The sequence below is a fragment of the Actinomyces sp. S6-Spd3 genome, from assembly GCF_000758755.1.
Lineage (GTDB): Bacteria > Actinomycetota > Actinomycetes > Actinomycetales > Actinomycetaceae > Pauljensenia.
Map to the genome: position 1 here is coordinate 112,998 of NZ_JRMV01000279.1, position 25,698 is coordinate 138,695.

Here is a 25,698-nt window from a genome sequence, read left to right on the forward strand (position 1 = left end):
GTTTTCCTCTTACCTCAGTAATCCAGTCCGCCGCGGCGCCATTCGTAGATATAGGGGACGGTGATCACCGCGATGAAGGTCAGCATGGCGACCAGTCCGAAGAGTCCCAGCTGGTTGAAGCTGACGGCCCACGGGTACATGAACACCACTTCGATGTCGAAGACAATGAAGGTCATGGCGACCAGGTAGTAGCGAACGGGGAAGCGTCCGCGTTCCAGGTGCTGTTCGGTGGGTTCGATACCGCATTCGTAGTTATCGGCCTTCGTCCGGTTCTTCCGTGTCGGCCCCAGAATTGCGGATGCGCCCAGCCCGCCAAGCGCAAGGACCGTGGCGGCTGCAGCCATGATCAGCAGCGGAACATAGGGATTGGTCATCGTTCCTCCCACATCGGGTGTACCTTCGTGGCCATCATGCTGATGGCACCATCTTGGATAGGGTCGTAATCAGTCGGTCATCGAAATCGCCGCCTTGGCGTTCGAATCCATCCGACAGAAGCTTGTGAACCAGTGTCATCAGGCGCGGGATGGGCAGACCGTAGGTCGTGCACAGACGCATGATCTTGGGGTTTTCAATGAGTCGAACAAAGATGCGCCCAAGCTGGTAGTAGCCGCCGTATTCGTCGCGAACTCGCTGCGGATAGGCGCTCATCGCGCGGTCTACTCCCGCCCGGTGAGTCCGCGAGAGAGCCTGAGCCATCGCTTCGGCGGCGTAGCGCCCCGCCTTCATCGCCGGCGCGATTCCTTCGCCGTTAAAGGGCGAAACCATTCCACCGGCGTCCCCAACAAGAAGGAATCCATTGGTGTAGTGGGGCTTGCGGTTCAAGCTCATGGGAAGCGCTGCACTGCGGAGCTGGCCGATCTGGTTTTCGGCGGTGAACCCCCATTCTTCGGGGAGGTTAGCAACCCACTGTTCAAAAACCTGGCGATAGGGCAGGCTCGTCGCGCTGGCCGTTGAAGATACCGATCCCAGTCCAACGTTGACGATTCCGTCCCCCATGGGGAAAATCCACCCGTATCCGGGCAGAAGATCAGAGTGCCCGGGTTCTCCGGCCCACAGTTCCAGGTGGGATTCCATCCACTCTTCGTTTCCACGAGGACTGCGGAAGTAGGTGCGCGCAGCAACGCCCATGGGGCGCTTGGGGTTCTTTTCAATTCCGAGGCGGGTGGCGACCTTTGCGGACACTCCCCCGGCGTCGACAACCAGCTTGGCGCGGATGGTCACATCCTGGGTCTTTGCGCCACGGCCTCGGCGCGCGCGGACACCGCACACCCGGTGGGCAGAATCTTGGATCACCTCGGTGACGGTGAGTTCTTCTTCGAGGCGAGCTCCCGCACTCTGCGCACGCTGGACCAGCGCGTGGTCGAGTTCCATGCGTGCACGGGTCATTCCGTATCCGGGAAGCGAGGCCTGGTCTGGCCACTCCATGTGGATTGTGTGGCCGCCTCCAATCACCGTCAGTCCTCGGTTACGAGCCCAAGTAGAGGTATCGACACCCATGAGGATGAGCTCTTGAACGGCGGCAGGAGTAAGCCCATCACCGCAGATCTTGTCACGCGGGAAACGGGCCTTATCAACGAGGAGAACATCAATACCAAGGGTCGCCAGGTGGTAAGCGGTCGACGCACCGCCGGGGCCGGCGCCGACTACGACGACGTCGGCACTCATGTCCTGGGCCTGCTGGCTCACCAATCCTCCTGAACGCTCCATATGACACCCGAATTTCAATCAGGGTCCATTAGACGACGATAGTCACGGCGTCCACAAAGGGCGAAAGAACGCCAAAAAGTCCGTGAGCACAACACTTTGAGGCCGTGAGCGAGCGCACACCCTTATTTAATTTACGCACACATACGTTGCGTTAATGATGTGAAGGACAAGTTCAGGAGAAAACAGCGCCATCTCAAAGCTCTTGAGAGTGCTTCCAGTTGCAACTCAGGAATCCCCAACCACCTGCTCTCCGTCGCAGATTCCCTCAGTTCTTTTCCAGCCAAAAACCGCAGATCACGCGGTCTTCACCGGTGGCCTCGCTCTTGATTGCCCTCAAAATAGGCAGCAAGGTACGGGGCCACCCGTGGCACATCGAAGGGAATATTGCCCTCGCGTAGCGACTTCGTTGCAAGAACCCCCGCGGCAACAGCCTCGCGCGCACCCAAAGGTGTCGGATCCGTTTGATCCCCGTGAGCAAGAAAACGCAAGAATTCGTCCATTGTCGCGACGTCGGCATCATCGTGACCACGAGCATCACCTCGGATCGGAATTTCGATGTCACCTTGAGGCTCCCAGCGACTCCGATGCTTCCAGACACGCACTACTCCCCCATCACCGTCACCGAAGTTTTCTGCGCGGCCTCGGGTTCCAATAACGGTGTAGTTTCGCCAGTAATCGGGAGTGAAATGGCACTGCTCGTAGGAAATCATGGTTCCAGAGACCTGTCTCATCATGAACATCGAGAGGTCTTCAACATCAATGACGGGGTTGAGTCCTGTGAGGGATTCCGGCGGCCAATTGTCAAAAGAAAACCAGTCACTCATCACGCTATCGCGGCGCTGGCCGCTGCGATCTGTGAGCTTTCCGTAGACCATGAGATCTCCCATTCCGACGACCCGCTCGGGCACAGAATCGGAGAGCCAATTCATCACGTCAATATCGTGTGCGGCCTTTTGTAAGAGCAAGCCTGTCGTTCGGCTGCGGTCAGCGTGCCAGTCCTTGAAGTAGTAGTCGCCGCCGTTTCCCACGAAGTGCCGGCACCAGATTGCACGGACCTCGCCGATCAAACCATCACGAATAACCTGGCGAAGGATTCGGACAACGGCCATGTGGCGCATATTGTGTCCAACGTACAGCGGGGTCTTTGTGCGGAATGCGGTCTCAAGCACGCGATCGGCACCTTCAATGGTGATGGCGATGGGCTTTTCCAAGTAGACTCCAACCCCAGCTTCTAGCAGCTGGCATGTGATGTCTTCATGAGTGTCATCGGGGCTCGTAACAATTGCGGCATCAATTCCCAGGTCAAGAAGCTCTTCCAGACTTTCTACCCACGGATGGTCACCAAGGATTTCACGAGCGCGCTCGCGCATTGCGGGGTTGGGATCACAGCCGCCTACTAGTTCAGCGGGTACCGAGGAAACCTGACAGTTTTCGGCAATGGAGCATCGCGCTCCCAATCCAATGATTCCAACGCGCAGAGGTTTGGACATGAAGGCTCCATTCACACAGTCTTCTTCGACTCTCCCATTATGCTCCCCGAAACTACGGCCCATAAAAGGATCCGGCCGCTTGCAGTCCACACTCTGCAAACGACCGGAAGTCTTCCGCGCCCCTCTAGGCCTTGTAGGCTCGGTGAAGCGCAACAATGCCACCCGTGAGGTAACGATACTGCACATCGCTCCACCCGGCCTCGGCAATCAAGGCTGCAACTTCGGGGGCACCCGGCCAGTCAAGGATCGACTCCGCCAAGTAGTCATAGGCAACATCATCCGAGGAGGCAAAGCGCGCAACCAGGGGCATCAGGTACTGGAGGTGCAGCGAGTAGCCCGCGCGCAGGAGCGCCGATGTCGGCGTCGAAAACTCGCAGACAAGCAAACGCCCACCCGGACGCGTCACGCGAGACATCTCTTCCAAGGCGCGCTTCGGATCGGGAACATTTCGTAGTCCGTAGGAAATTGTGACCGCGTCAAAAGTATTGTCCGCAAAGGGAAGGTTCATGGCATCGCCCTGAACGAAATCAACCTCGGGGTGACGCGCGCGTCCCACTTCAATCATTCCAGCCGAGAGGTCACATGCGACAACTCGAGCACCACTGCGCGCGATCGCTACCGATGAGGCGCCGGTCCCAGCGGCCAAGTCCAAAATATAGTCGGAAGGCCTGGGTTTGAGTGCCGCGGTCAGCGCCTTCATCCACACAAAATTCATCCCGCCACTGAGCAGAGCGTTCATCACGTCGTAGCGCTGGGAGACGTCGTCAAACATCGCAGCTACTTCGTCTTGAGATTTTCCAAGATCGGCGCGGCGCGGCTGAGAGGAAGTGTATGCACTCATGTGTCTATTTTCCCATTTGTGCGTGTTTTAGGCACACTCAATCGCTCATGGACGTGCAGGGAATTAGCATTGACTCATGCCCTCTCGACATTTCTCGACGATCCCGACGCTGTATTGCTGGGTTGATCTTATTGACCCTTCCAGCGAGTATGGGCGCGCGCCAATCTTCTCTTTGCTTCCCTCCTCCGGGGTATGCGCGTGGATCCGCGACGAGGCCATGGTCGGTTGGGGGAAAGCCTGGTCCTGGAAGCGCGGGAAAGATCGCCCTCCTCTGGTCGAGGCCGGGGAAAATGCTGCGATCACCGAGGCCGCTCGCGTGTGGGATCTCCTGCGTGAAAAAGCCCAAGTTCATTGGGGCGAGGGCGCGCGCGACGCTTGGGGAAAGAACCTCCCCACTCTTCCCTTTGCATTTGTATCCTGCGCTTTTGAAGACGATGGTGAGCGCACGATCATCGTTCCGGAATTGACAATCATTACCTCCGGTTCGCAGCGCTTTGTCATCGCTGCTTCAACAGATTCTCGCGTGAAACCCGAATTTGCGCCGCCGATCCGCCAGCACACTCTTCCTTCGTACCTTGAGTGCGGCCCCGGCGCAATGGGCGAAGAACAGTGGCGCAAGGCTGTTGACGAGGTGATCGATGCGCTGCGCAACGAAGAGGCCGCAAAAGTTGTGATGGCACGCGACCTCACCATCAGCAGCGACAGTGAAATTAATGAGGCCGCCCTCGTTGAGAGTCTTCATGAGCGCTACCCGCAAACCTGGACTTTTTCCGTTGACGGATTGATCGGTGCAACACCGGAAATGTTGGTTTCCTTGAAAGAGGGGCACCTTCACTCGCGGGTCCTAGCAGGAAGCTGTCTTCCCGAAGATGCGGAAAAGCTCCCGCTATCTTTGAAAGATCGCTCCGAACATCTTTTCGCCCTTGAATCGGTTGTCGCAGCTCTTCTGCCCGTTGCCCAGGACGTACGCGCACCCGCGCGTCCCGAGGTCCTCGTGCTCCCCAATATCGCTCACTTGTGTTCTGATGTTGACGCGTCTTTCCCCGAAGGCTCTGTTCTTGATGCTGTCGCACAGTTGCATCCAACGGCTGCGGTGTGCGGCACTCCCCTCGATGATGCTCTCGATCTGATTCATGCTCACGAGCGCATCGAAAGGGGTCGTTACTCGGGACCGGTGGGATGGATTGACGGCGCCGGTAATGGCGAGTTTGGGATTGCGCTTCGTTGCGGTCAGATTGAAGATCACGGCCGCACCTTGCGAGTCTTCGCCGGCTGCGGAATCATGCCGGATTCGCTGTCGAGCAGCGAATTTGAAGAGACTCAGACCAAGATGCGGCCGATTCTTGAGGTTTTAGGCGTCTAGCCTACTTCTCCGACTGGAGTTTTACGTGGACGGTGTTCTCAACGCCGTCACGCACGTAGGTCACCTTGACTTCCTGGCCACCCATGTAGCGCCGTACGTATCCGACCAGGGATTGCGCCGATGAAACAGTGTTGTCGTCGACAGCCGTGATGACGTCCCCGGCCCTCAATCCAGCGGCTTCTGCGCCCGAGCCCTGAGTCACTGCTGAGATCTGCGCTCCCGCGCGAGTATCGTTTCCCACTCGTGCAGCGCCCGTCGTAATGGAAACTCCCAGCCGGGCGTGGTCGACCGTGCCATTTTGGATGAGCTGATTGACAACGGAAACGACCAGGTCCGAGGGAATCGCAAAGCCTAGACCAATCGATCCCGCTTGAGAACTCGACGACGAGGACAGCGAGGCAATCGAGGAGTTAATTCCGATCACTTGCCCATGCTCGTTGAAGAGAGGACCGCCAGAGTTACCGGGGTTGATCGAGGCGTCGACCTGAATTGCGTTCGTCGTCACCGCCTGGTTGTTTTGCTGTTGAAGCTGATTGAAGGGGTCTTTCGAATTGCCCTGGTCATTCGATTCGGAGGCCTGCACCTGGACGGGACGGTTAAGCGCCGAGATAATTCCGGTCGTTACGGTATTTGATAGGCCCAGGGGTGAACCGATCGCCATGACGGGCTGACCGACCTTGAGGTCGGAAGATTGACCGAATTGCGCGGCGACCAGATCCGAAGGCGGGTTGACCAGGCGAATCACTGCGAGGTCTGTGCTTTGGTCAGTTCCAACGATTTTTGCTTCGTAAATTCGCCCGTCGGTCAGGGTGACTTGGATTCTTCCGCTTCCGTCGACGACCGAGGAGATGACGTGGTAGTTGGTGACGATGTTTCCGGAGGAATCAACAATCGCGCCTGATCCGACGCCGGAAGAGCTTTGTCCTGAGACGTTGATTGTCACGACCGCGGGAGACACGGTTGCCGAAACCGCTTCCCAATCGACTGCAGTTCCAGCAGAGTTTGCTTGTGCTGGCGCGGAAGTCTGACTGACCAAGGGAGTGGTAACAGAGGAACGCAGATTCTGGCCAAGTACCAGGGTTCCACCGGTTGCCATTCCGATACTGCAGACCATGGCAAGGAAGAGGGCTCCCCAACCCGGGCCACGCCTGACCGGAGCGGGCGCAACGGTAACCGGTGCCGCCTCTACAGTTTCTGCGCCGGTTTCCTCTGCCGAGGCGACCGGCGTACTCTGCGAAAAGCTTGCGTCACTAGCATCCGGAGCTGCGGGAGTTGGAAGGACAGGGCTAGGAGTTTCCGAGGCGTTTTGCTCGGGTGCTTCATTCATCTGCGGTTGGAAGCGTGCGCCGTCTTCGGGTGTATTTTCGTCAGTATTCATCGCCAACCCATTTCAATCGTTATCAATTTGTTACATTAGCATGCTACAGGGCTCGCAGATACGCAATATCTTTCGTCGGTCGCGAAATAGGAAGATGAAGAATTTCCAGTCCTTCAACTGGTGACGTAAGGATCTCGCGAAGCTGGGTAAGCGATGAAATCGTGCGGGTTTTTACGCCGTATGCCGCGCCAAGTGCGGGGATATCCGCGCGCTGCGAAACCCCGAAATAACGCTCATACATTTCCGCCGGTGCTGTGCGCCCGTGCTCAAGGCTTTCAAAGATTGAGCCACCGGAATCATCAAGAACGATTACTCGAAGAGGCGGAAACTCTTCACCGCGAGGCAGTCCCAAACCAGAGGCGTCGTGTAAGAAAGTCAGGTCCCCCATCACCGCAGTCACCCCCGAGCAATCTGCACCTTCGAGGCGCGCGCACGCGCTCGCCCATCCAAGAGCGGTTGAGGTATTGCCATCGATTCCCGCCAATCCTCGATTCGACCAGACCTGGGTGGGGCCACTGGCATTTTCGTGGCGATGCGCGATGAGGTCAGCGATACGAACCGGGTTGGAAGCCCCGAGGAAAATCTTCGGGCACAGCTGCCACACGATATCCATCACTCCAAGTGCGCTCGGGGTATCCCCATAAGAGGCAATCATCTCCTCGATCCCCGCGCGCACTTCTTTCACGCGTTCACGCAGCGCCTCAAGTAGGGGAAGTTGGCGGGCCTCGTCCACGCAATCACTGTCTTGAAGAGATGGGACAACACATGATGCACTTCCGTGCAGATCGGGCCACTCACCGTAGGAGGCAACGACCACGACTCGTTTACCGGAAGCACACACAGCCTGAACCGGACGCGACAAGGTCGGACGCCCCGTCACAATGATCTGCTCAAAAAGCCCCGTGATCTCTTCATCGCCAAGAAAAGTCTGCTGGAAAGGAATACGCACATCTTCAGGAACACCGGTCACCATTGGCTCGGCGAAAACTGGAACCCGCGAGCGAGCGGCCCATTCAAGCACTGCGCTCTCAGCTCCCTGTCCCGCAATGACGACGGTTGGACGCACTGGATCAAGAATGTTCTCACTGAGGGGATCACGAAGAAATTGCGCGGGATAGACCGATACTGCCGAGCGCCGGTTCCCTTCATGGGCCTCGCATACACTCTCGGTCTGGAAATCTTCGGGAACCAGCGGATCACGGAATTCACAATTGATATGAACGGGGCCAGGAGTACCGCTCGGCAGACCAGCACTTGCCGCAAGCGCGCGGCACATGCGATCAGGAATGCTCCCCAGTTCTTCTCTCGCGGTCGAGAAGTTCCACTCCCCCACGACGTGAGGCGAGAAAAGTCCCTGCTGCGTCATAGTTTGCGAGGCCCCAACCCCGTGCAGGTCGACGGGGCGATCCGCGCTGATCGCCAGCAGCGGAACATGGGAATAGTGGGCCTCGACAATCGCGGGATAGAGCTCAGCGACTGCACTCCCCGAGGTCGTGATGACGCAGGCGCGCGCTGGGCCTCGTCGCTGCGAAGCACTCGCATCAAGGTTCAATCCCAAGGCGAAGAAGGCGGCGGAGCGTTCGTCGAGCCTGACGTGAACGCGAATCGGACTCTTGGCCTGAGCTTCCAGGCGCGCAAGAGCATAGGCGAAAGGAGCATTGCGCGATCCAGGACAGTACACGAAGTCGCGAACTCCGCCTGCGATCAGGGAGTCAATGATGCCTTGCGCTAGAGCTTGTGATGGGAACATGTCTTTTCTTCTATTGATAGTGCGCCATTTCAGCAAGGCGCTCAGCCCAGGACTGAGTAAGAGAGCTGTCAGTAGGTGCTTCGCTCACTAAAGCTTCATTCAAGGAAAGCTCGGATGGAATCATGCACCCGTCCTGGATGAGCGCGGGGGTGAGCGCAGTGTCCGCTGCTAGCAGATTAGCGGTCCCCAGCCCGCACGCGCGTGGTTCCTGATCCAGAGCACATGCCACTCGCGCGGCGTAATCCAAGCCGAAGCTGGTCTCGAGCGCCGAAGAGATCACCAGCGGCATGGGGAGTTCTTCAACGAGGCGAGTAACCGCACGACCTCCACCTAGTGGCGCGATCTTGATGACGGCGACATCCGCGGCTTCTAGACGCGCGACTTTGAGGGGGTCCTCCGCGCGACGAATCGATTCATCTGCTGCGATGGGAACGTCTTGTTTTCGACGCAGCCATGCGAGGTCTTCAACTGCCATGCAGGGCTGTTCAACGTACTCAAGTCCGCCCACTGCCTCTGCTGCACGATTCAAACGGGCAATCCACGTCAGAGCACTCTCCCGGTCCCATGCCCCATTGGCATCGACACGTACCCTCGCGGATGACCCGTGTCGTTCGGCTAACGCCTCGGCGACTGCCTCGACGCGCCTGCAATCACGCTCAAGGTCGGAACGTGCATCGGCAACCTTTACTTTCGCGGTCATCCACTGGGGTGCGTCGAGTATCCTCTGGCGTGCAGCAGCGGCCTCGATCACGGGAATCGTCACATTGAGTGGGATCTTTGATCGACGAGGCCGCGGCGAGGCAATGCGCGCAGCCTCCAATGCGCTGGCAAGCCAAGCAGCAGATTCCTGGGGGTCGTAATCCCAAAACGGAGCACACTCTCCCCATCCCTCTTCGCCATGGAAGAGAAGGCCTTCGCGCACATCAATCCCCCGAAAACGCACACGCATGGGGATTGAATAGACGAGCACCCGATCAATCCCCTCGAACACGCGTCGCGTATCGGAAGGTAGTTGCTCAAGGGAGAGTTCGTGGAGACGGAGAGGCGAAGCATCCGCATGCGTCTTCTCCACTATGCGATCCCTTATCTCTCAACGACTAGTGCTGAACGCGGAGCTAGGACCACGTGTCCCGTGCATTCCCTTCCGCTGAGAAGATCTTTGCCCACAATCCCGCTCAGTTCAACTGCACGATCGGAATGGTTGAGGAGGAAGAGGAAACCCTCGCGTTCCTGTGCCTCAACTCCTCGAGGAAGATCGGGGAACACGGGGAGGAGGCGCGCGTAGCTCGCCCACATGCGCACAAGGACCGATCGCGAGAGTGCATCGAAGTCGGCTGCGGCATACCACACCGAACCCTGACCAACTCGGTTTCGGCTCAGTGCGCACGCTCCCGCTAGGTCAACTCCGCCGCCTCGGCCATCAAAGTAGGCCACGCACTCAACGCCGGCCGAGGAATTTCCTTCGCCGAGGCCTCGCCACTCATGTTCACCGGCGGGAACGATCTTTTCGGCCCAGCGTCCCGAGCGCAGGTCTTTGGCAGCGTCTCCAACCAGCTCAATGGTTCGCTTGAGAGCCTCGTTGTCGGTATCGATTCCGCACCAGTTCAGGGCAGCGGGAGTTTCTACGGCACCGGAAATCCTGTAAGCAGTGCTCTCGCGAGCATCGTAAGTGCGCCCCTGAGAGGGCCCGGTCAAGGTCGAGTGTTCGACAACCTTCACTCCGGCAAGGTCTGCAAGAGAGCCCAGGTATCCGCCCAAGATCGCACCGCACTGGCTGTCCACAACGGCGCTTGGGGCGGTGATAACTACCTGCGCGCCGCGCTCGGCGGCAATGCGCAAAGAGTGCGCCATGTTGGGGTAGTCGATGAAGACTGCCGGCACAACGATGAGATCGTAGGAGGTGAAGTCGTTATCGACACCCACGACATCGGTCGCGATTCCCGCTTCCCACAGGCTTTGGTGCCAGGACTTAGCGGGCGCGAAGTTCCCCCACGAATCTGTGGGATTTTCAGAACTAATCGGACCGATCGCATAGTGGCGTGCCCACTCGCTCTCCCAGTCAATGACAACTGCAGCGCGGGCACTCATGCGAGTCCCCGTAATAGGCGCCAAAGACTTTAGAGCTTGACCGGTGCTCACAACATCCGTCCAGATCGGCGAGTCCTCACCCGAATGCGGGACCATTCCAGAGTGGAAGGTTTCCGACCCCTTGGCGGATTGGCGCCATTGGAATTGGAGGATTCCATCCGCTCCGTGAGCGAGCCTTGCGATGGTCCACAAAAGGAACTGTCCGGGGCGCTTGGGAGAGTTTTGGGGTCGCCACTGCACCGCGCCGGGGCTCTGTTCCATCAGCAGCCAGGGAGCACCATCGCCGAGGCCGCGCATGACGTCACCCTGCCATGCGATGTCGTGTGCAGCCTGAGGATCTGCGGGGTCCGGATAAGAATCATCAGCGATGATGTCACACAGTGGTGCCCACTTGCGGTAGTCGAGAAGCGGGAAGGTCCCCATAAAATTCGTCGTGATTGGTCGGTCCGAATAGCGACGAATCACTTCTCGTTCACGTTCCATCTGGGAACGCAGAGCGTAGTCACTAAAGCGACGCCAATCCAGCATTTGCCCGGGGTTGTAGAAGGTGGGCATTGCACGGGGAGGCTGAATTTCTTGGATATCCCTATAGGTTTGGGACCAAAATGCAGTTCCCCAGGCCCGATTGATCGCCTGAAGATCCCCGTATTTCTCCACGAGCCAGCGTCGAAATGCCGCAGCGGACTCATCATCGAAGCTCTCTGCCGTGTGACAGGCGTATTCGTTCGAAATATGCCACATGACGACGCCGGGATGGTCGCCAAAACGGCGCGCCATGGCCTCGGTCAACTCGCAAGCTTTGCGGCAAAAAAGCTCGCTTGAGGGGTTGTACTGCTGGCGCGAGCCGAATCCTAAACGCACGCCTCGAGAATCGACGGGAAGAGTCTCGGGATAGCGCTGCGCCATCCAGGCCGGAGGGGAAGCAGTCCCATTGGCCAGATCCACGCTAATCCCGGCATTGTGGAGCTGGTCAATGAGGTCTGCTAGCCACTCGAGGTCGTAGTGCCCTTCTTCGGATTCAAGAGATGCCCAGGAAAAGATTCCTAGAGATATCAGATTGACTCCGGCCTCGACCATGCGTTCGATGTCGCGCAGGTTGGTCTCGCGGTCCCACTGTTCAGGGTTCCAATCTCCGCCGTAGGCAATCGTATCCATTTACCTATCCTTCCCAGCACCTCGTGGTGGCTCGACAGCGGGACTGACTATCCCTTCACAGAACCGGCAGCCAGGCCCGATTGCCAGTACTTCTGCAAACCAAGGAATAGCACGATGAGTGGCAAAACACCCAAGAGCGCGCCCAGCATGACTGCGCCCTTTTGAGGAGTAAAGTAACTCATCATTCCGTACAAGCCCAGAGTGACGGGCTTGAGTTCGGCAGTGGATACCATCATCAAGGGCAAGAGGAAGTTGTTCCAGGTTGCCACGAAGATGAAGAGGAAGATCGTCACCATTGCCGGCGCCAGTAGACGCAAGACAATCGTGAAAAAGACTCGAGCTTCTGAGGCCCCATCGATGCGCGCGGCCTCGATGAGCTCTGTCGGAACCGAAGAATCCGCATAGACCCGGCCAAGGAACACACCGAAGGGAGACACGCAGCTGGGAATGAGGATCGCCCAGACCGTATCGGTCAGACCCAAGTTATGGAAGACCACGTACAGGGGAATCGTGAGCAGGGCGACCGGCATGAGCAGGCCTGCCATGATCATGGCCATGGAGACATTTCGCCCGGGGAAAACAAATTTCGCCATTGCATAACCCGCTGCGACCGAAATCAAAGTTCCGATGATCCCTGCTGCTGTTGAATAGAAGAGGGAGTTGAGCACCCAGCGCCAGAACAGGCCCTGAGTCCACCCCATGAGCTTCGTGTAGTTGTCTCCCAATTCAAAGTGACCAAACCAGAAACCGTTGGTGGAAACAAGATCGGCATTCGACTTCGTTGAGGAGAACATCACCCAGATGATCGGCAGAACGAAGTAGAGCATGGTGAAGGTCAGAGCAACGATCGTAACGATTCGAGCGGCCTTCGAGGGTGCGAGTGAACGCGGGGGCATTCCCTCGAGAGAGGGGGTGTACTGACGTCCATCAGGCAGTGTGCGCATTGTGGTACTCATCGGACGGTCTTCCTTTGCAAGAGTGCGTAGATCACGGCAAGTCCGCCCGCAACCAGCGCCATAACGATTGAGATTGCCGAGGCCGGACCATCACCACCGGGTGAGATCTGACCAAACATGGTGTTGTAGGCCATCATCATGGGCGTGTAAGCATTCCCCATCCACCTATTGGATGAGTACATGACCGCGGGCTCGTTGAAGAGCTGAATCGTGCCGATGATTGAGAGCAGCACTGCCAGCAGCGCTGCGGAAGAAACCATGGGGATCTTGATGCTGCGAACGATCTGCCAGGAAGAAGCGCCATCCAAGCGCGCGGCCTCGTAGAGCTCATGGGGAATTGCCTGGAGCGCGGCCAAGAAGATCAGCATGTTGTAGCCGGTGTAGGTCCACGTGGTCATATTTGCCATCGAGGCCAGAATGGGGGCTCCCGGTGCCATGAAGTCGACGTGAAGTCCCAGGGAATCAAAGAACTTCACGATGGGCGAGAGTTCAGGGGTGTAGATGTACATCCAGACCATTGCTGCGACAATGCCGGGAATGGCGAAAGGCAGGAAGTAGGTCAGTCGGAAAAAGCCTGCGCGGCGGACCAAGAAGGAGTCCAGAACAAGGGCAAGGACAAGAGCCGAAATGATCATGAAGGGGATCTGGAAGGCCGCGTAGATCACGACTCGTCCCATGCCCGTCCAGAAGTCGGCGGAAGTGATGACCATAACGAAGTTATCGAAGCCGACGAATTGATTTTCAAGTTCGCCGCCGCCATAGAGGCCACCGCCGCTTGCAACCTGACGGAAGAAGGATTGGTAGATTGCAACGCAGATCGGAACGGCAAAAACCAAGAGGAACATGATGAAGAAGGGGGCCATAAACGCCCACCCGGTACGCGCATCGTGCCGCTCTCTAATGCGCCGGTTTTGAGTCTGGGACTGCATCTATCAATCACCTTCGATTGTTCGCAGAATTATTGGGTTATATGACGAAGAATACGTAAAGGGGTGTGGTTTCTCCGCGGAGAAACCACACCCCTCCGCGATCAATGATTACTCGGCGACGGGGAGGTTTCCGTCCTTGAGCGACTTCACGGACTGCTCCTGAGCAGCCTTGAAGATGTCGATCACCTTTCCGGAACCGTCACCAGCTGCAGTAGCGGCCTTGGTCATCGGAGCACCAACGCTCGAGAAGAAGGGGATGTACGGGAAGTCAGGTGCCAGGTTGGCGTTTGCCTTCGACAGTTCAGCGAAGACATCCTGTCCGCCGTAGAACTCCTTGATCGAATCCGGGGTCTTCATGGTGCCGGTCGTGGTTGCAACGACGAGGCCCTGGGAAACCAGAGCGTCGACCTGGGTGTTCAGCCAGTTGTTGAACTCCATTGCACCCTTGGGGTTCGCGCAGCCCTTCATGACTGCAACGCCGGAACCACCGTCGGGGCCGGTGAGGGCGCCCTTGCCGAAATCAGGGAGCTGAGCAACTGCCCATTCGCCCTTGTTATCGGTCTTCGCCAGGTCACCGGAGATGAGCGGTGCTTCCCAAGCGGCGCCGATCGTGCCGATCAGGGTCTTGTCGGTCAGGGCCTTGGTGAAGGAATCGCCCCAACGCTCGGTGACGAAGGTGGTCTTGTCATCGAGCATCGACTGCCAGAAGTCTGCAACGGTCTTGGCGGAAGCATCGTCGATCTTGACGGTCCACTTGTCGTTTGCAGCCTTGTACCAGACGCCGCCAGCTGCAGCTGCCTGTGCAGACAGGCCGTACTGTGCTTCATCGGTCTCGAAGGCGGAGATGTACTTGCCCTTTGCAGCTGCGGTCTTGGCAGCGGCCTTGAACTCGTCGAGGTTGGTGGGAACTTTGATTCCCAGCTTGTCGAACTCTGCCTTGTTGTAGTAGTAAACAAGCGGGCCGGTGTCCTGGGGCAGGCCGAAGTACTTGCCACCAACGCCTACCTGCGAGAATGCGCCGGCAGAGTAGTTGGTCTTGTACTGGTTGGCGTACTCAGTGACGTCTTCGAGCAGACCCTTGGTGAACATCTCGGGGAGTTCGCCGTAGCCGATCTGCGCCAAGCAAGGTCCGGAGCCCGCCTTGACGTCAGTTTCAAGCTTCTTGATCATTTCGTTGGCCTTGCCATCGAACTTGACCGCCTGAACCTGAGTGTCAGGGTGTTCCTTGTTCCACTGATCAACCAGCGAGGACACCTTGGTCATTCCTTCACCATCGGGCAGACGGTGCAGGTAGGTGATGGTCGCTGCCTTATCAGCAGATGCCGAAGAGCTTGCGGTGGTATCCGTCTTCGAGCCCGAACCCGAGCACGCAGTCAGACCCATCGCAGCGACTGACATGAGCGCGACAACGCTCATGGAACGGCGTGACATGTGCATGTTGTTCCCTCTCCATCGTGGGACGTTTATAAAGTTGACACCTTTTGTCAGCTTCATCCATTGCTCTCTTATGCTAACTCACAGAGAAGATGTCTGACACATTTTTAACCTGTGACTATGCAATTAGTTGATTACGATTTGATAACTAAAGAAGCTGACCTTTTTCCCAGTCAACCCAGCGTCCTTGACCTGCAGCCAATTCAACGAGGATTTGTCCGCCCTGGCCAGAAATCTCACTCGAACGCGGGGCATCTGCATCGTTATAGACGAATGCGAGTGCTGATTCTGGGTACCAGGCAACTTCAACATCCGGGTTCGACGAAGACAGAACGCTCTGCCACTGATCCTCAGCATGAGCTGCCCACATGATGGCGCGGTGAAGTAAACGGCTATTCGCGGTCGACCATGTCAGCCCCGCAAGATACACACCGCGTCCTGCGCAGAAGTCATGAGCCGAGGCACGAACACTGCCACGATCCATCACCAAAACGTGAGTTGCCGAGTCGGTAACGACAACATCACCGGGATCTTCACCAAAGATGTAGTCCCCATCCAGATCAGCGGTGATGAAGTGCTCGCTCACCGGCTCCTCGTAGTGATCCTTGGACAGTGACCACGAGATCTCCTGATCAACGCCCAAAACGTCAGAGAGTGCGAAGATGCTTCCGCGGCAGATTCCTCCACGATCAGCATTTCCCTGCGTCCCTACCGAGGCCGTCGGCTGGCCAACGCCGATGAAACCGCCACCGCGGGCAACGAAACGTCGCAGAGCGTCTTGGAGACGAAGATCCTCCCAGACCTGCCCGCCTGAGAAAGAAGTGTTGGCAGCGCCCGCATTAATGACGACATCCACGTCTTCGAGCGCCTTCATCTCACCTTCAATCACCTCGTCGAAGGACATGAAACGGACATCGAAGGGCAGGCCCGCAAGGGCTTCAATCACCCCGAGGTAGGTGTGAATCTGCTTGTACCACAGGGCGTGGGCGACCATATGGGTCTGCCACGTGCGCAGCTTACCCCACGCATTCAAGACGGCAACGCGCACGGGCGCACATGCGGGCTTCTCCCCGCCCGTGGCCTCGTGAAGGGAACGGAACTCACCAAGGATTTCCTCCACGCGGTCAATGAACTCGGGGAACTTGAGCGCCAAGGATAGGTAACCGCCGTAGCCCATGCGGTCCAGGGGGCTGCGGACGATTGCGCGGCGAGCGGTACGCCACGATTCATTGGCCTCGCCCAGGGGATCGCCGCCCTCGCGGAAGACATCGGGGAAGAAGTAGGGAAGGAAGCGCCCCTCGGTGTAGCGCACACCGGGGATATCCGAGATCATGCGGCAAGTCGCGGCCGAGCCGACGGATCCGACAACCGCATCCATCTTGATCGAGGGGAAGTAGGGGCCGTAGGGCTCCATGCCGATCCAGTTGTCCCCGAGGAACATCATGGCCTCGCGGCCTTCCTCGTGAACCTTGCGAACCAGCTCACCCGCCTTCGCGGCGACTCGCTTGGAAGTGAAATCGATCCAGTCTTTGAAGACCGGAGTGGGAGTGCGGAAGGGGCAGTTGTACCAGCCGCCATCAACAAAGTCCTCAGGGGTCAGCGCGTAGCCGTATTCCTTTTCGAACTCTTCCATCGCCGGGATCGAGACCGAGGCGGAGTAGCCAAACCAATCGACATAGCGTTCGCGGCCTCGGGAATCAAAGGCCAAAGTGAAGTGATAGAAGAAGGTTGTAAAACGAACCACATCCACCTGGGGGTTGGCTTTAAGCCAGATCGCTAAGGCATCCTTGACATGTTCCCAGGTGCGTGGGAAAGCCACATCGAAGGGACGTTCTTTAACGCGTCCTTCCTCAAGTGCCCAGTCGTTCGTCAAATAGTTGTACATCTGGGTCGAATCCCAGACTTGCACTGCGAAGAAGCTCACGGTGTAGACGTGGAAGGGCTCGGGGGAATGAATCGTGACAACAGCGCTTCCGGCGTTCTTGGGCAGGTCCCCAACGATCGGGATGGGGTCAACGATTGGCTTGGCCGGAACATCTTCAACGCTCCACTGTGAAGGATCAACAACCTCACCACTGGTTCGGTCAATCACCTGCCACCAACGTGATGTATCACACTGAGTATCCGGACGGAACTGAGCCTGGAACCAGCCCTCCATCACGTCGATGCACAAAGGGCCACTTTCCGGCGCAGTGTGAGCATTCGAGGACAAGTACTGGTGAATGCGTTCGCCTTCACTCTGGTCTGCCCACTCTTCGTCGCCGCGAGCAGGGAAGTATGTGCTGTAAACCTTGGCAAAGGCGCGATCAACCCATTCGGGCAATTCGGTTCCATCTGAATTACGGACAGCGTCGGCGCCGAGCCGCTCAACGAGGGCGCGAACCTCTTCGTCAATTCCTCGCTCGATAGGGAGAGTCAGACGGCCCAGTCGCGTCGTTTTGTCAGTCATTGTCACTCCATTGTGTTGATATCTAGCCTCTTTGCAGGCGGGGAACAACTTTGCGGACTTTTTCAGCCAGTCCCAAGTTATCTCCTTCTTGGTACGATATTACAAGCACACCGACGTGGTGATGCACATCCTCTACACACTGGAGACACCGATGTCCCTTACCTCAGAAGAAATCAACAGCCAGCCCGAGCTGTGGCGTCGAGTTTGTGAAGTTCCCACCGATGCTCTTCCCAAAGATGGCGAATCAATTGCGGTGATCGGATGCGGAACCTCATGGTTCATCGCCCAGGCCTACACCGTTGCTCGTGAGCGCCAGGGCAAGGGACTCTCGGATGCCTTCACTGCAACCGAATTCCCCTGGGATCGCTCCTATGATCGAGTCGTCTGCCTGTCTCGTTCAGGCACGACAACTGAAATCATCGACATTCTGCGCGGATTGAAAGAACGCGGTGTTCCCAATGTATTGATCACCGCTGTGGGCAATGGCCCCGCAACCCCCTACGCAGATGTTGAGGTTGTTCTGGACTTCGCCGATGAAGAATCCGTCGTCCAGACTCGTTTCGCCACCACCGCTTTGGCTTACTTCCGCCACAGCTTGGGAGACGATATCGCAAGCGCCGCAGATGACGCTCAGCGCGCACTTGAGTGCGAAATCCCCCAGCGCTGGGTGGACGCCGAGCAGATCACCTTCCTGGGCACCGCGTGGACCATTGGTCTGGCCAACGAGGCGGGCCTGAAGTTGCGCGAAGCTTCGCAGTCCTGGACAGAGGTTTACCCGGCTATGGAATACCGCCACGGTCCCATTTCGATTGCACAGCCCGGTCGCCTCACCTGGGTTTTCGGCCCGGTTCCCGAAGGAATGGCCGATCAGGTTGCTGCAACCGGCGCCGAATTGGTGACCTTCGATGGTGATCCTATGGCTCACCTGGTTGTTGCCCAGCGTCTGGCAGTTGCTCGCGCCGAGGCTCGAGGCCTTAACCCCGATACCCCGCGCCACCTGACCCGCTCGGTGATCCTCAAGTGAGCACTGCGGACCAGCAGCTGGCCATCGGAATCGATGTTGGCGGCACCACCATTAAGGGGGTGCTCGCCGACACCCGAGGAAACATCATTGCCACTTCCGAGGCCGTCGCTACTCCGCGCACCGGTGCCGAAGACGTCGTTGCCGCAGCCGCGCGACTGGCCCGCACCCTGCGCGAGGACTCGCCCGAGGCGCCAGTAGGCGTATGCGTTCCAGGGATTATCAACGAAGAACAAGGAATCGGTATTTTTTCCGCCAACTTGGGGTGGAAAGATGCCCCGCTGGGCGACATGCTCTCCCAGGCCTTGGATTCTTTCGTTCCCCTGGGACATGACGTGCGTTCGGGTGCTTTAGCCGAGGCACTGTGGGGAGTTCGTTGCTCCTCATGCCTCTACGTTGCGGTGGGAACAGGGATCGCTTCGGGTGTTGTCATCAACTCCCGCCTGGCTCCCGGCGCCCCATGGGCAGGAGAAATCGGTCAGGTCCCCGTCCCCCACCCGGACGATCCCTCAGAAATTGTCCCCCTCGAGCGCGTTGCCTCGGCTTCGGGAATTGCGCGACGTGCAATCGATGCTGGAATCCTTCCCCAGGGTTCGGGCGCGCGCGAGGTCGAAGAGCTCGCTCTCTCCCATGAGGATTCGTCTCACCTTGCCCATGAGATTCTTTCGAGCTCGATGAGCCTTCTGGGTGAGGTTCTGGCAACGGTATGTCACCAGGTCGGGGCGATTCCCATCGTCCTTGGCGGCGGACTGTGTCGCGGCGGATCTCTTGTCTACGATCCACTGCGCAACGCTCTGGACAAGGGCTGCACCGTGATGCCCGCTCCCCCGGTTCTTACCGCGGCTCTTGGTTCTTCCTCGCAGGCACTGGGCGCTGCGGCGCTTGCCTTCCAAAGCCATGGAATCGAGGTCGAATCATGATCTGGACTTTCACGCCGAATCCTGCCTTGGATATCACGTGGCAGGCACCCGATCAGACTCGCGGACAGGTTCATCGCATTACCGAGTATTCCCAGCGTCCTGGAGGCAAGGGATTGAATGTCTCTCGCGTCTTGGAGCAGCTTGGTGTCCCCAACCATGCGACGGGCTTCCTCGGTGGGACCACGGGACAAGCCATCGCCTCGTTAATGGAAGAAATGACCACCCAGGTCACGACGCACTGGGTCGATGTTCCCGTTCAAACGCGCCGGTCAATTGCCATGATCGACGGCGAGGCTACGGTGTACAACGAGTCAGGTTTCTCTCTTCCTCCTCATTCTTGGGAAGAGATGCGCGAGCTTTTGAAGGCTTCTTTAAGCGCGTCGGATGTTCTGGTTGTTTCCGGATCCCTTCCTGGGGACACAAGTTTTGAGTCTCTTGAGCCAATTCTTGAGTCTGCCCGCGAGCGCGGATGCCGGATCATCTTGGACACCTCTGGGCCGTCTTTGGTTCAGTGCGCACGCTGGGCTGATGTTTTAAAGCCCAACCACCACGAGCTCCTTGATGCGACTGGCGCATCTTCCATTGAGGAAGGGGCACGTACCTTGCTCGAGCTTGGCCCCACATGGGTGTGTGTCTCTCGCGGAGAAGAAGGGATGGACCTTTTCTCCGCCCACAGCCACTGGCATGCCGAAGCGGGCGTCGTCCTCGAGGGAAATCCGACCGGTGCGGGCGACGCTTGCGTTGCCTCCTTGGCGCGTTCGCTTGCTCAGGCCGGGGATGACCTTGAGTCCATCGTTTCCACCGCAATTGCCGAGGCCGTCGCAACCTCGGCCGCCGCGGTGACCATGCCGGTCGCTGGCGAAGTTGATCTCCCACTTCGCGAGGAATTGCTCGCACGTATTACCCCCATTCGTTTGTCTTAAATTCACAAGAAAGTAGGTCACGATGCTTGCTGATACCGCTGTACTCGCACGCGAGTGCGCCGCGCGCAAGGTTGGCCTTGCCGCTTTCAATGTGGTCCTTCTCGACCACGCCGAGGCCTTCGTTCAGGCCGCTGAAAACACCGGTCTGCCGCTGGTCCTGCAGCTGTCACAAAACGCTGTGAAGTACCACGGCGGCCGTCTGCGCCCCCTCGGGCGGGCTCTCCTTGAACTCGCAGAAGCCTCGTCCGCGCAGGTTTCAGTGCACCTGGACCACGCAGAAGACACCAACCTCTGCCGCGAGGCCATCGAGCTCGGATTCACCTCGATCATGTACGACGGTTCTAAGCTCCCCGATGCACAAAACCGTGAAACCACCGCTGAGATTACGGCTTTTGCGCACGAGCACGGCGTGAGCGTCGAAGCGGAACTCGGCGAGGTGGGCGGCAAGAACGGCGTCCACGATCCTTCTGCACGCACCGATCCCCATGACGCGGCACAGTTTGTTGCCGACACCGGAGTGGATCTTCTTGCTGTCGCTGTGGGCTCCTCACACGCCATGGCAACTCGTGAGGCGGTCCTCGATAACGACCTGATTTCCGCAATTCACCAGGCAGTTCCGGTTCCCCTGGTACTTCACGGTTCTTCGGGCGTACCCGACGAAGGCATGGTTCAGGCCATTCGTGCAGGGATGACAAAGATCAACGTCTCCACACACTTGAATGTTGTCTTCACCGCTGGAGTTCGCGAGATCCTCAACGAGAATCCATCCTTGGTTGATCCGCGCAAGTACGTTGGCCCGGCAACTCGTTTGGTTCAAGAAGAAGTTGAGCGCCTCATGCGCTTGTACGCCCAGGTCTAATAACTGAGCGCTTTTCCTCGCCGCCCAACGTTTGGAATGCGCGTGCGGGTGACGACGATGCCCTCCCCAAATCGGGGAGGGCATCACCTTGTTGCTACTTGATGTACCAGCCGCGGCCTCGCCACAGCCCCTCAAGACCTGCAAGACGCTCGAGGAAGTCCTCCCAGCTCCCGACGGGACCGCCAGCCCAGGCGACCTCAGCAAGGCCCGCTAAGCGCGGCAGGAGCATTTCCCACACATCTTTTTCGCGACGGAGGGTTTCACTCCACAGACAGGCCTCGACGCCTTCGATCCCTTTACGATCCACGCCTTCGCAGATCTTTTCTGGATCCCAATCCCACGCATTCTTCAGAGGAAGAATACCGGCCCAGGTGATACCGAGCTTTTGTTCGGGGTATTCCTTCATATCAAAGTAGGCCTTGGGGCCGGGCGACATGACTGCGCGCACGCCGCGCGCAACTGCGCGAGCGATAGAGTCACCCTCGAGGTCGTCATGCCAGACCTGCACGAGGTCTCCTTCGCCCAGGAGATCCGCTGCTTCCTCCCATGCGAGAGCGCGCTTGCCCAGTGCATGGATGCGTTCGATCTGGCTGCCAACGATGATCGGGTAGTCACCTTCTGCGGTCGAGAAGGACTCATCCCCACCGATGTGGATTCCCGCGGGAGAGAAGGGAGCAAGGGTCTGGACGATTGCTTCGAGGAATGCTTGCGTTGCCGGAGCTTTGGTAGACAGCGTTGAAAAGCCCACTTCTGTGCCCTCATAGAGTGGGGGGCATAGACCGTCGGGGTTGAGACCTTCAATAGCGTGAAGCGCTGCATTGACGTGCCCGGGGATATCGATCTCGGGAATGATCGCGATCATCCGCGAGCGCGCTTCTTCGACCAGCGTTTGGTAGTCCTCGAGGCTGTAGTATCCGCCTTCTTCTCCTCCGACCGCGCAATCAGAGGAACGCTCGATGAGTTCAGGGAACTGCGGAATTTCAATACGCCAGCCCTGGTCATCACTGAGGTGCAGATGCAAAATATTCAGTCCCAGCTCGCTCATCGCATCCATGACGCGAACGATTGTAGGAACGCCGAAGAAATGGCGAGAGACATCAATATGCAGGCCGCGGTGCCTGTATGCGGGGTAGTCAAAAATTTTCACAGCGACGGGCTCGCGGTGATGATTGGCGATCGCCAAAGTGTTGAGCCTTCTCAGGCCTCGTGAAAGCCCAAGTTCGCTGATCGCACTCACCTGCGCCGCGCCGTTGGATAGGTCCAAGAGGTAGGCCTCGCTGCGCTGCCAGCCGGAGGGAAGCTCGCAGGGGGCGACTGCGGCCTCGAATTCTTCTTCGGTACACAGGACAACCGAGGGGCTAATTTCTGCCCATGTTGCATCGGAGGGATGAGGTTGTGCTTCTTCAATGAAGACTGGAAGAGGGACAAGTCCGGGAATTGCGGACAAAGAGGAGGACATCAATGGACTCCTTTAGGCGGACGCATAATATGTGAACCCCCCTATCCTAAAACGTGCCGGGACCAAGTGGTAGCAGGTCGGTATTCTTGGCTGTATGAGTGCACTGGATTTTGTTTCTGATACTTTCGACGCCCAGCGCTGGCGCGAGGTTGAGGGCTTCGAGCTCACCGATATGACCTACCATCGTGGGATTTCCCGAGGCCCTATCGACGGCGCCCCCAAAGGCGAGGATCTGCCCGTCGTTCGCATCGCTTTTGACCGTCCTGAAATTCGCAATGCATTCCGCCCTCATACGGTCGACGAACTCTACCGTTGCCTTGATCATGCGCGAATGACCGGTGACGTCGCTGCCGTCATTCTGACGGGCAATGGCCCCTCCCCTCGCGACGGCGGTTATTCGTTTTGTTCGGGTGGCGACCAGCGCATCCGCGGCAAGGATGGCTACCGCTATGAAGTTGAGGGAAGCGAGGCCTCGGCGCAGGTAGAAAAGAGAAGGGAACAGATTGATCCCGCGCGGGCGGGGCGGCTCCACATCCTCGAGGTTCAACGCCTGATTCGAACGATGCCCAAGGTCGTTATTGCCGCTATCCCCGGGTGGGCAGCGGGAGGTGGACACAGCCTCAATGTCGTCTGCGATCTCTCTCTTGCCTCGCGTGAGCATGCAGCCTTCATGCAGACCGATGCAAATGTTGGCTCTTTCGATGCCGGATACGGTTCAGCGCTCCTTGCACGCCAAGTGGGAGATAAACGCGCTCGCGAGATCTTCTTCCTTGCTCGACGCTACGATGCGGATACGGCCGCACAATGGGGCGTCGTCAACGAAGCGGTTCCCCATGCGCAGCTGGAAGAAACTGCACTCGAGTGGGCTCGCATCATTGCAACAAAATCCCCTCAGGCCATCCGAATGTTGAAGTTCGCTTTTAATTTGGCCGATGACGGCTTGGCGGGACAACAGGTCTTTGCGGGGGAGGCAACGCGGATGGCGTACATGACTGACGAGGCTCAGGAAGGCCGAGATGCTTTCATTGAGCACCGCGAGCCAGATTGGTCCCCCTATCCTTACTATTTCTAATAAGACTAATCTTTCAGTACCTCTTCAGGGTCTGCGAATCTCAGACAGGGGTTGTGATCCATGACATTTTTAGCTGAATTTCAGGGAAAATTACAGCTCTGATACACTTGTGTATCCCAAAACCTTGACAAACCCTATAAACTAGTACTGCCGTTAACATAAAGTGCGTGTTAGTGGTGCACACTCCCATCGTGCATTCCACTTAGAACGAAAGGGCCTATGTGAGAATTCACTTAGGAACGCGATCCTCCCACAGGGCGCCGTCGTATCGACAGGCTCCCCGGGTTTCGCGCGCCCTGATTCTCCTGACATCGGCAGCAATCGGTTCATCTTTCACGATCATGTCCCTGCCGTGGGCACCAGCCCTGGCAGATGTGGATCTCTTCCCCTCAACGACCGTCTCAGTAGCTCCTGGCAATGGGCATATGAACGCAGACAAGACCGACGAGGTCTATGCTGCAGCCCCTTCAGCCGATTCAACAGAGCCGGCTCAGACTTCGCATACTGCTTCCGTTGGGGTTCCTTCCGACGCCATCGTCTTAGACGGAGACTCCGAACTCGGGAGGCGATTCGCGCGTACTCCCTACGAAAAGGCAGAGATCGTTGTCGAGGGCGCCGAGTTTGCCCCCGAAGAAAAGCTCCCGAACCAGACTCCCGCGGTGACTTTGGACGAGCTCGACCCCGAGCCGACCCCGCAGGGCGATCCTTCTATTGGTGATTTCACCGGTCACGAAGGCCAGACTTGGGCCGAATCCCATGCAATTCCTTCAGCTAATGCGACCTCCATCAAAGAAATCGAAGAGCTGAACTCCATCCCCACGATTGACTCCAGCCTTTCGACTCCGGAAATTCTCGTCGCTTCGGGTGAGATCCGGACAATGACTTTTGAACTCAGCAATGTCGGTAACGACGTGCGCGAGCTCGAAATTGAAGGCGTTTTCTCCAGTAAGGCGCCGGGCGCCCAGACCTTGACCTGGACCCTCGAATGCACGACGGATGGCGGAGCCACCTGCCCGAACTTCACGGATGAGCGTTCCGCTGCTTTTACCTCCGATAAGGAAGTTCCTCTCTTCCACTCGGTGGTCAATATGCCTCGCGATTCTAAGATTTCGATCGTCGCACGCATTCGCCAGAGCGCACCCAGCTGCTCGCCAGATTCGTCTAGCGAAACAACGACTAAGTTCCACTGGAAGCGCCTGAGTAGTGACGAATCACGCTGGACCGAGCTAGAGCTCAGTGGCCAGCTGAGCTGCCCCGCGCCCGTCCCTTCAACGACGCCGACTCCGTCTCCCTCTGTGTCTGTAAGCACTTCGGCGCCCACACCGATCCCAACTGCTACGCCAACGAAGAAGGCAAAACCCACCGCCTCCCCGAATACGCGAGTTCCAGCAACCGTTTCTCCGACTCACCAGAATCCGGGGCGTGTAATCGTGCAGCCCAGGCCTCGCCCGAATGCGGACCACCGTGCTCCGGCTCCCGCCCGCGTCGTTCGAGTGTATTCACCGCAGTCACCGAACCGTCCTAGCGCTCAGAATTCTTCGCGAAACAACGGGGCGACTGCGAACCGCTCGCAATCTCCTCAGCAGAACAGCAACCGTGCAGCTCAGCGCAGTACGAATGCTCCGATTGCACCGATCAGTCCCGCAACTGTGGCCCCTTCGGCTTCTGCCGCGTCTACTTCCGCTGATGCCGGCGTAGCAAATCCCCCGTCCAGCTACGCATTCAACGCTGATGGACGCCGTGGCGGCCTTATGAGCGATGTTGAAGCCAACAGTGCTGTCGCGGTTGCCGCGCTTCTTGTCACTGCTGCGGCTGGGGCTCTTGCTACTTTCCACAAGGGAAAGTAACCCAGAAACTTTTCCTCATCCGATCCAGGGGATAAAAACTGCCGTCCACACCTCACC

20 protein-coding genes are annotated in these 25,698 nt (G+C 57.9%); 7 read left to right on the forward strand and 13 right to left on the reverse strand.

Annotated features, from left to right (window positions below):
* Positions 1 to 14 precede the first annotated feature (14 nt).
* From HMPREF1627_RS06850 to HMPREF1627_RS06865, 4 genes are all read right to left on the reverse strand, one after another.
* Entirely contained in the window at positions 15 to 374 is a 360-nt protein-coding gene (locus tag HMPREF1627_RS06850) for an NADH-quinone oxidoreductase subunit A (protein ID WP_034502320.1), read from the reverse strand.
* A gap of 34 nt (positions 375 to 408) precedes the next feature.
* Entirely contained in the window at positions 409 to 1,707 is a 1,299-nt protein-coding gene (locus HMPREF1627_RS06855) for a geranylgeranyl reductase family protein (protein ID WP_052040875.1), read from the reverse strand.
* A gap of 305 nt (positions 1,708 to 2,012) precedes the next feature.
* Positions 2,013 to 3,197 carry a Gfo/Idh/MocA family protein gene (locus HMPREF1627_RS06860; RefSeq protein ID WP_081940788.1) on the reverse strand — a complete coding sequence of 395 codons (1,185 nt, stop codon included), beginning with the start codon at positions 3,195 to 3,197 and terminating at the stop codon, positions 2,013 to 2,015.
* Positions 3,198 to 3,321: 124 nt separating this feature from the next.
* Positions 3,322 to 4,038 carry a class I SAM-dependent methyltransferase gene (locus tag HMPREF1627_RS06865; RefSeq protein ID WP_034502323.1) on the reverse strand — a complete coding sequence of 239 codons (717 nt, stop codon included), beginning with the start codon at positions 4,036 to 4,038 and terminating at the stop codon, positions 3,322 to 3,324.
* Positions 4,039 to 4,114: 76 nt separating this feature from the next.
* Between HMPREF1627_RS06865 and HMPREF1627_RS06870 the strand changes: the two genes are divergently transcribed.
* Positions 4,115 to 5,401, forward strand: coding sequence for an isochorismate synthase (locus tag HMPREF1627_RS06870; protein WP_034502325.1), 1,287 nt, complete (start codon positions 4,115 to 4,117; stop codon positions 5,399 to 5,401).
* A 1-nt stretch (position 5,402) separates the two neighbouring features.
* Here the strand turns inward: HMPREF1627_RS06870 and HMPREF1627_RS06875 are convergent, their stop codons facing one another.
* The 8 genes from HMPREF1627_RS06875 to gnpA form a co-directional block, all read right to left on the reverse strand.
* A complete protein-coding gene (locus HMPREF1627_RS06875) occupies positions 5,403 to 6,779 on the reverse strand; it encodes a S1C family serine protease (RefSeq protein ID WP_034502328.1) in 1,377 nt (458 codons plus the stop codon).
* Between the two features lie 43 nt (positions 6,780 to 6,822).
* The gene (gene menD, locus HMPREF1627_RS06880) at positions 6,823 to 8,529 is read right to left on the reverse strand and encodes a 2-succinyl-5-enolpyruvyl-6-hydroxy-3-cyclohexene-1-carboxylic-acid synthase (RefSeq protein WP_034502332.1); all 1,707 of its coding nucleotides are present in this window, start codon (positions 8,527 to 8,529) and stop codon (positions 6,823 to 6,825) included.
* 10 nt (positions 8,530 to 8,539) lie between these two features.
* Complete coding sequence (locus HMPREF1627_RS06885; protein ID WP_034502334.1) at positions 8,540 to 9,601, reverse strand: o-succinylbenzoate synthase; 1,062 nt, start codon at positions 9,599 to 9,601, stop codon at positions 8,540 to 8,542.
* Between the two features lie 11 nt (positions 9,602 to 9,612).
* Positions 9,613 to 11,772, reverse strand: coding sequence for a beta-galactosidase (locus HMPREF1627_RS06890; protein ID WP_034502336.1), 2,160 nt, complete (start codon positions 11,770 to 11,772; stop codon positions 9,613 to 9,615).
* 47 nt (positions 11,773 to 11,819) lie between these two features.
* On the reverse strand, positions 11,820 to 12,728 hold the full coding sequence (locus HMPREF1627_RS06895; protein WP_034502338.1) for a carbohydrate ABC transporter permease: 909 nt from the start codon (positions 12,726 to 12,728) through the stop codon (positions 11,820 to 11,822).
* Positions 12,725 to 13,657: a carbohydrate ABC transporter permease gene (locus HMPREF1627_RS06900; RefSeq protein ID WP_034502339.1), complete on the reverse strand. Its 933-nt coding sequence runs from the start codon at positions 13,655 to 13,657 to the stop codon at positions 12,725 to 12,727. The genes HMPREF1627_RS06895 and HMPREF1627_RS06900 overlap by 4 nt, the downstream gene beginning before the upstream one ends.
* A 108-nt stretch (positions 13,658 to 13,765) precedes the next feature.
* Positions 13,766 to 15,094: an ABC transporter substrate-binding protein gene (locus HMPREF1627_RS06905; protein ID WP_034502340.1), complete on the reverse strand. Its 1,329-nt coding sequence runs from the start codon at positions 15,092 to 15,094 to the stop codon at positions 13,766 to 13,768.
* Positions 15,095 to 15,239: 145 nt separating this feature from the next.
* Entirely contained in the window at positions 15,240 to 17,540 is a 2,301-nt protein-coding gene (gnpA, locus tag HMPREF1627_RS06910; RefSeq protein WP_034502341.1) for a 1,3-beta-galactosyl-N-acetylhexosamine phosphorylase, read from the reverse strand.
* Positions 17,541 to 17,691: 151 nt separating this feature from the next.
* On the opposite strand from gnpA, the gene HMPREF1627_RS06915 reads away from it, so the two are divergent.
* From HMPREF1627_RS06915 to HMPREF1627_RS06930, 4 genes are read left to right on the forward strand one after another with little or no spacing between them, the layout of a single operon-like run.
* Positions 17,692 to 18,564 (forward strand): SIS domain-containing protein, encoded by an 873-nt coding sequence (locus tag HMPREF1627_RS06915; protein WP_034502342.1) that lies wholly within the window; start codon positions 17,692 to 17,694, stop codon positions 18,562 to 18,564.
* Positions 18,561 to 19,481: an ROK family protein gene (locus HMPREF1627_RS06920; RefSeq protein WP_034502344.1), complete on the forward strand. Its 921-nt coding sequence runs from the start codon at positions 18,561 to 18,563 to the stop codon at positions 19,479 to 19,481. Before HMPREF1627_RS06915 ends, HMPREF1627_RS06920 begins: the two co-directional genes overlap by 4 nt.
* Positions 19,478 to 20,404 carry a 1-phosphofructokinase family hexose kinase gene (locus HMPREF1627_RS06925; RefSeq protein ID WP_034502345.1) on the forward strand — a complete coding sequence of 309 codons (927 nt, stop codon included), beginning with the start codon at positions 19,478 to 19,480 and terminating at the stop codon, positions 20,402 to 20,404. Before HMPREF1627_RS06920 ends, HMPREF1627_RS06925 begins: the two co-directional genes overlap by 4 nt.
* A 22-nt stretch (positions 20,405 to 20,426) precedes the next feature.
* Positions 20,427 to 21,263, forward strand: coding sequence for a class II fructose-bisphosphate aldolase (locus HMPREF1627_RS06930; protein WP_034502347.1), 837 nt, complete (start codon positions 20,427 to 20,429; stop codon positions 21,261 to 21,263).
* Between the two features lie 94 nt (positions 21,264 to 21,357).
* Here HMPREF1627_RS06930 and HMPREF1627_RS06935 read toward each other — a convergent pair whose 3' ends face one another.
* On the reverse strand, positions 21,358 to 22,722 hold the full coding sequence (locus HMPREF1627_RS06935) for a family 20 glycosylhydrolase (protein ID WP_034502349.1): 1,365 nt from the start codon (positions 22,720 to 22,722) through the stop codon (positions 21,358 to 21,360).
* A gap of 94 nt (positions 22,723 to 22,816) precedes the next feature.
* Between HMPREF1627_RS06935 and HMPREF1627_RS06940 the strand changes: the two genes are divergently transcribed.
* Positions 22,817 to 23,794, forward strand: coding sequence for a 1,4-dihydroxy-2-naphthoyl-CoA synthase (locus HMPREF1627_RS06940; protein ID WP_034502351.1), 978 nt, complete (start codon positions 22,817 to 22,819; stop codon positions 23,792 to 23,794).
* Positions 23,795 to 24,015: 221 nt separating this feature from the next.
* The gene (locus HMPREF1627_RS06945) at positions 24,016 to 25,641 is read left to right on the forward strand and encodes a hypothetical protein (RefSeq protein WP_034502355.1); all 1,626 of its coding nucleotides are present in this window, start codon (positions 24,016 to 24,018) and stop codon (positions 25,639 to 25,641) included.
* Positions 25,642 to 25,698: the final 57 nt, after the last annotated feature.

Excerpts from the sequence above, each read along its gene's own strand:
- HMPREF1627_RS06855 (WP_052040875.1), bottom strand. The coding sequence starts at position 1,707 with ATGGAGCGTTCAGGAGGATTGGTGAGCCAGCAGGCCCAGGACATGAGT.
- HMPREF1627_RS06930 (WP_034502347.1), top strand. The coding sequence starts at position 20,427 with ATGCTTGCTGATACCGCTGTACTCGCACGCGAGTGCGCCGCGCGCAAG.
- gnpA (WP_034502341.1), bottom strand. The coding sequence starts at position 17,540 with ATGACTGACAAAACGACGCGACTGGGCCGTCTGACTCTCCCTATCGAG.
- HMPREF1627_RS06935 (WP_034502349.1), bottom strand. The coding sequence starts at position 22,722 with ATGTCCTCCTCTTTGTCCGCAATTCCCGGACTTGTCCCTCTTCCAGTC.
- HMPREF1627_RS06925 (WP_034502345.1), top strand. The coding sequence starts at position 19,478 with ATGATCTGGACTTTCACGCCGAATCCTGCCTTGGATATCACGTGGCAG.
- HMPREF1627_RS06905 (WP_034502340.1), bottom strand. The coding sequence starts at position 15,094 with ATGCACATGTCACGCCGTTCCATGAGCGTTGTCGCGCTCATGTCAGTC.
- menD (WP_034502332.1), bottom strand. The coding sequence starts at position 8,529 with ATGTTCCCATCACAAGCTCTAGCGCAAGGCATCATTGACTCCCTGATC.
- HMPREF1627_RS06865 (WP_034502323.1), bottom strand. The coding sequence starts at position 4,038 with ATGAGTGCATACACTTCCTCTCAGCCGCGCCGCGCCGATCTTGGAAAA.
- HMPREF1627_RS06860 (WP_081940788.1), bottom strand. The coding sequence starts at position 3,197 with ATGTCCAAACCTCTGCGCGTTGGAATCATTGGATTGGGAGCGCGATGC.
- HMPREF1627_RS06890 (WP_034502336.1), bottom strand. The coding sequence starts at position 11,772 with ATGGATACGATTGCCTACGGCGGAGATTGGAACCCTGAACAGTGGGAC.
- HMPREF1627_RS06900 (WP_034502339.1), bottom strand. The coding sequence starts at position 13,657 with ATGCAGTCCCAGACTCAAAACCGGCGCATTAGAGAGCGGCACGATGCG.
- HMPREF1627_RS06850 (WP_034502320.1), bottom strand. The coding sequence starts at position 374 with ATGACCAATCCCTATGTTCCGCTGCTGATCATGGCTGCAGCCGCCACG.
- HMPREF1627_RS06940 (WP_034502351.1), top strand. The coding sequence starts at position 22,817 with ATGAGTGCACTGGATTTTGTTTCTGATACTTTCGACGCCCAGCGCTGG.
- HMPREF1627_RS06875 (WP_034502328.1), bottom strand. The coding sequence starts at position 6,779 with ATGAATACTGACGAAAATACACCCGAAGACGGCGCACGCTTCCAACCG.
- HMPREF1627_RS06915 (WP_034502342.1), top strand. The coding sequence starts at position 17,692 with ATGTCCCTTACCTCAGAAGAAATCAACAGCCAGCCCGAGCTGTGGCGT.
- HMPREF1627_RS06895 (WP_034502338.1), bottom strand. The coding sequence starts at position 12,728 with ATGAGTACCACAATGCGCACACTGCCTGATGGACGTCAGTACACCCCC.
- HMPREF1627_RS06870 (WP_034502325.1), top strand. The coding sequence starts at position 4,115 with ATGCCCTCTCGACATTTCTCGACGATCCCGACGCTGTATTGCTGGGTT.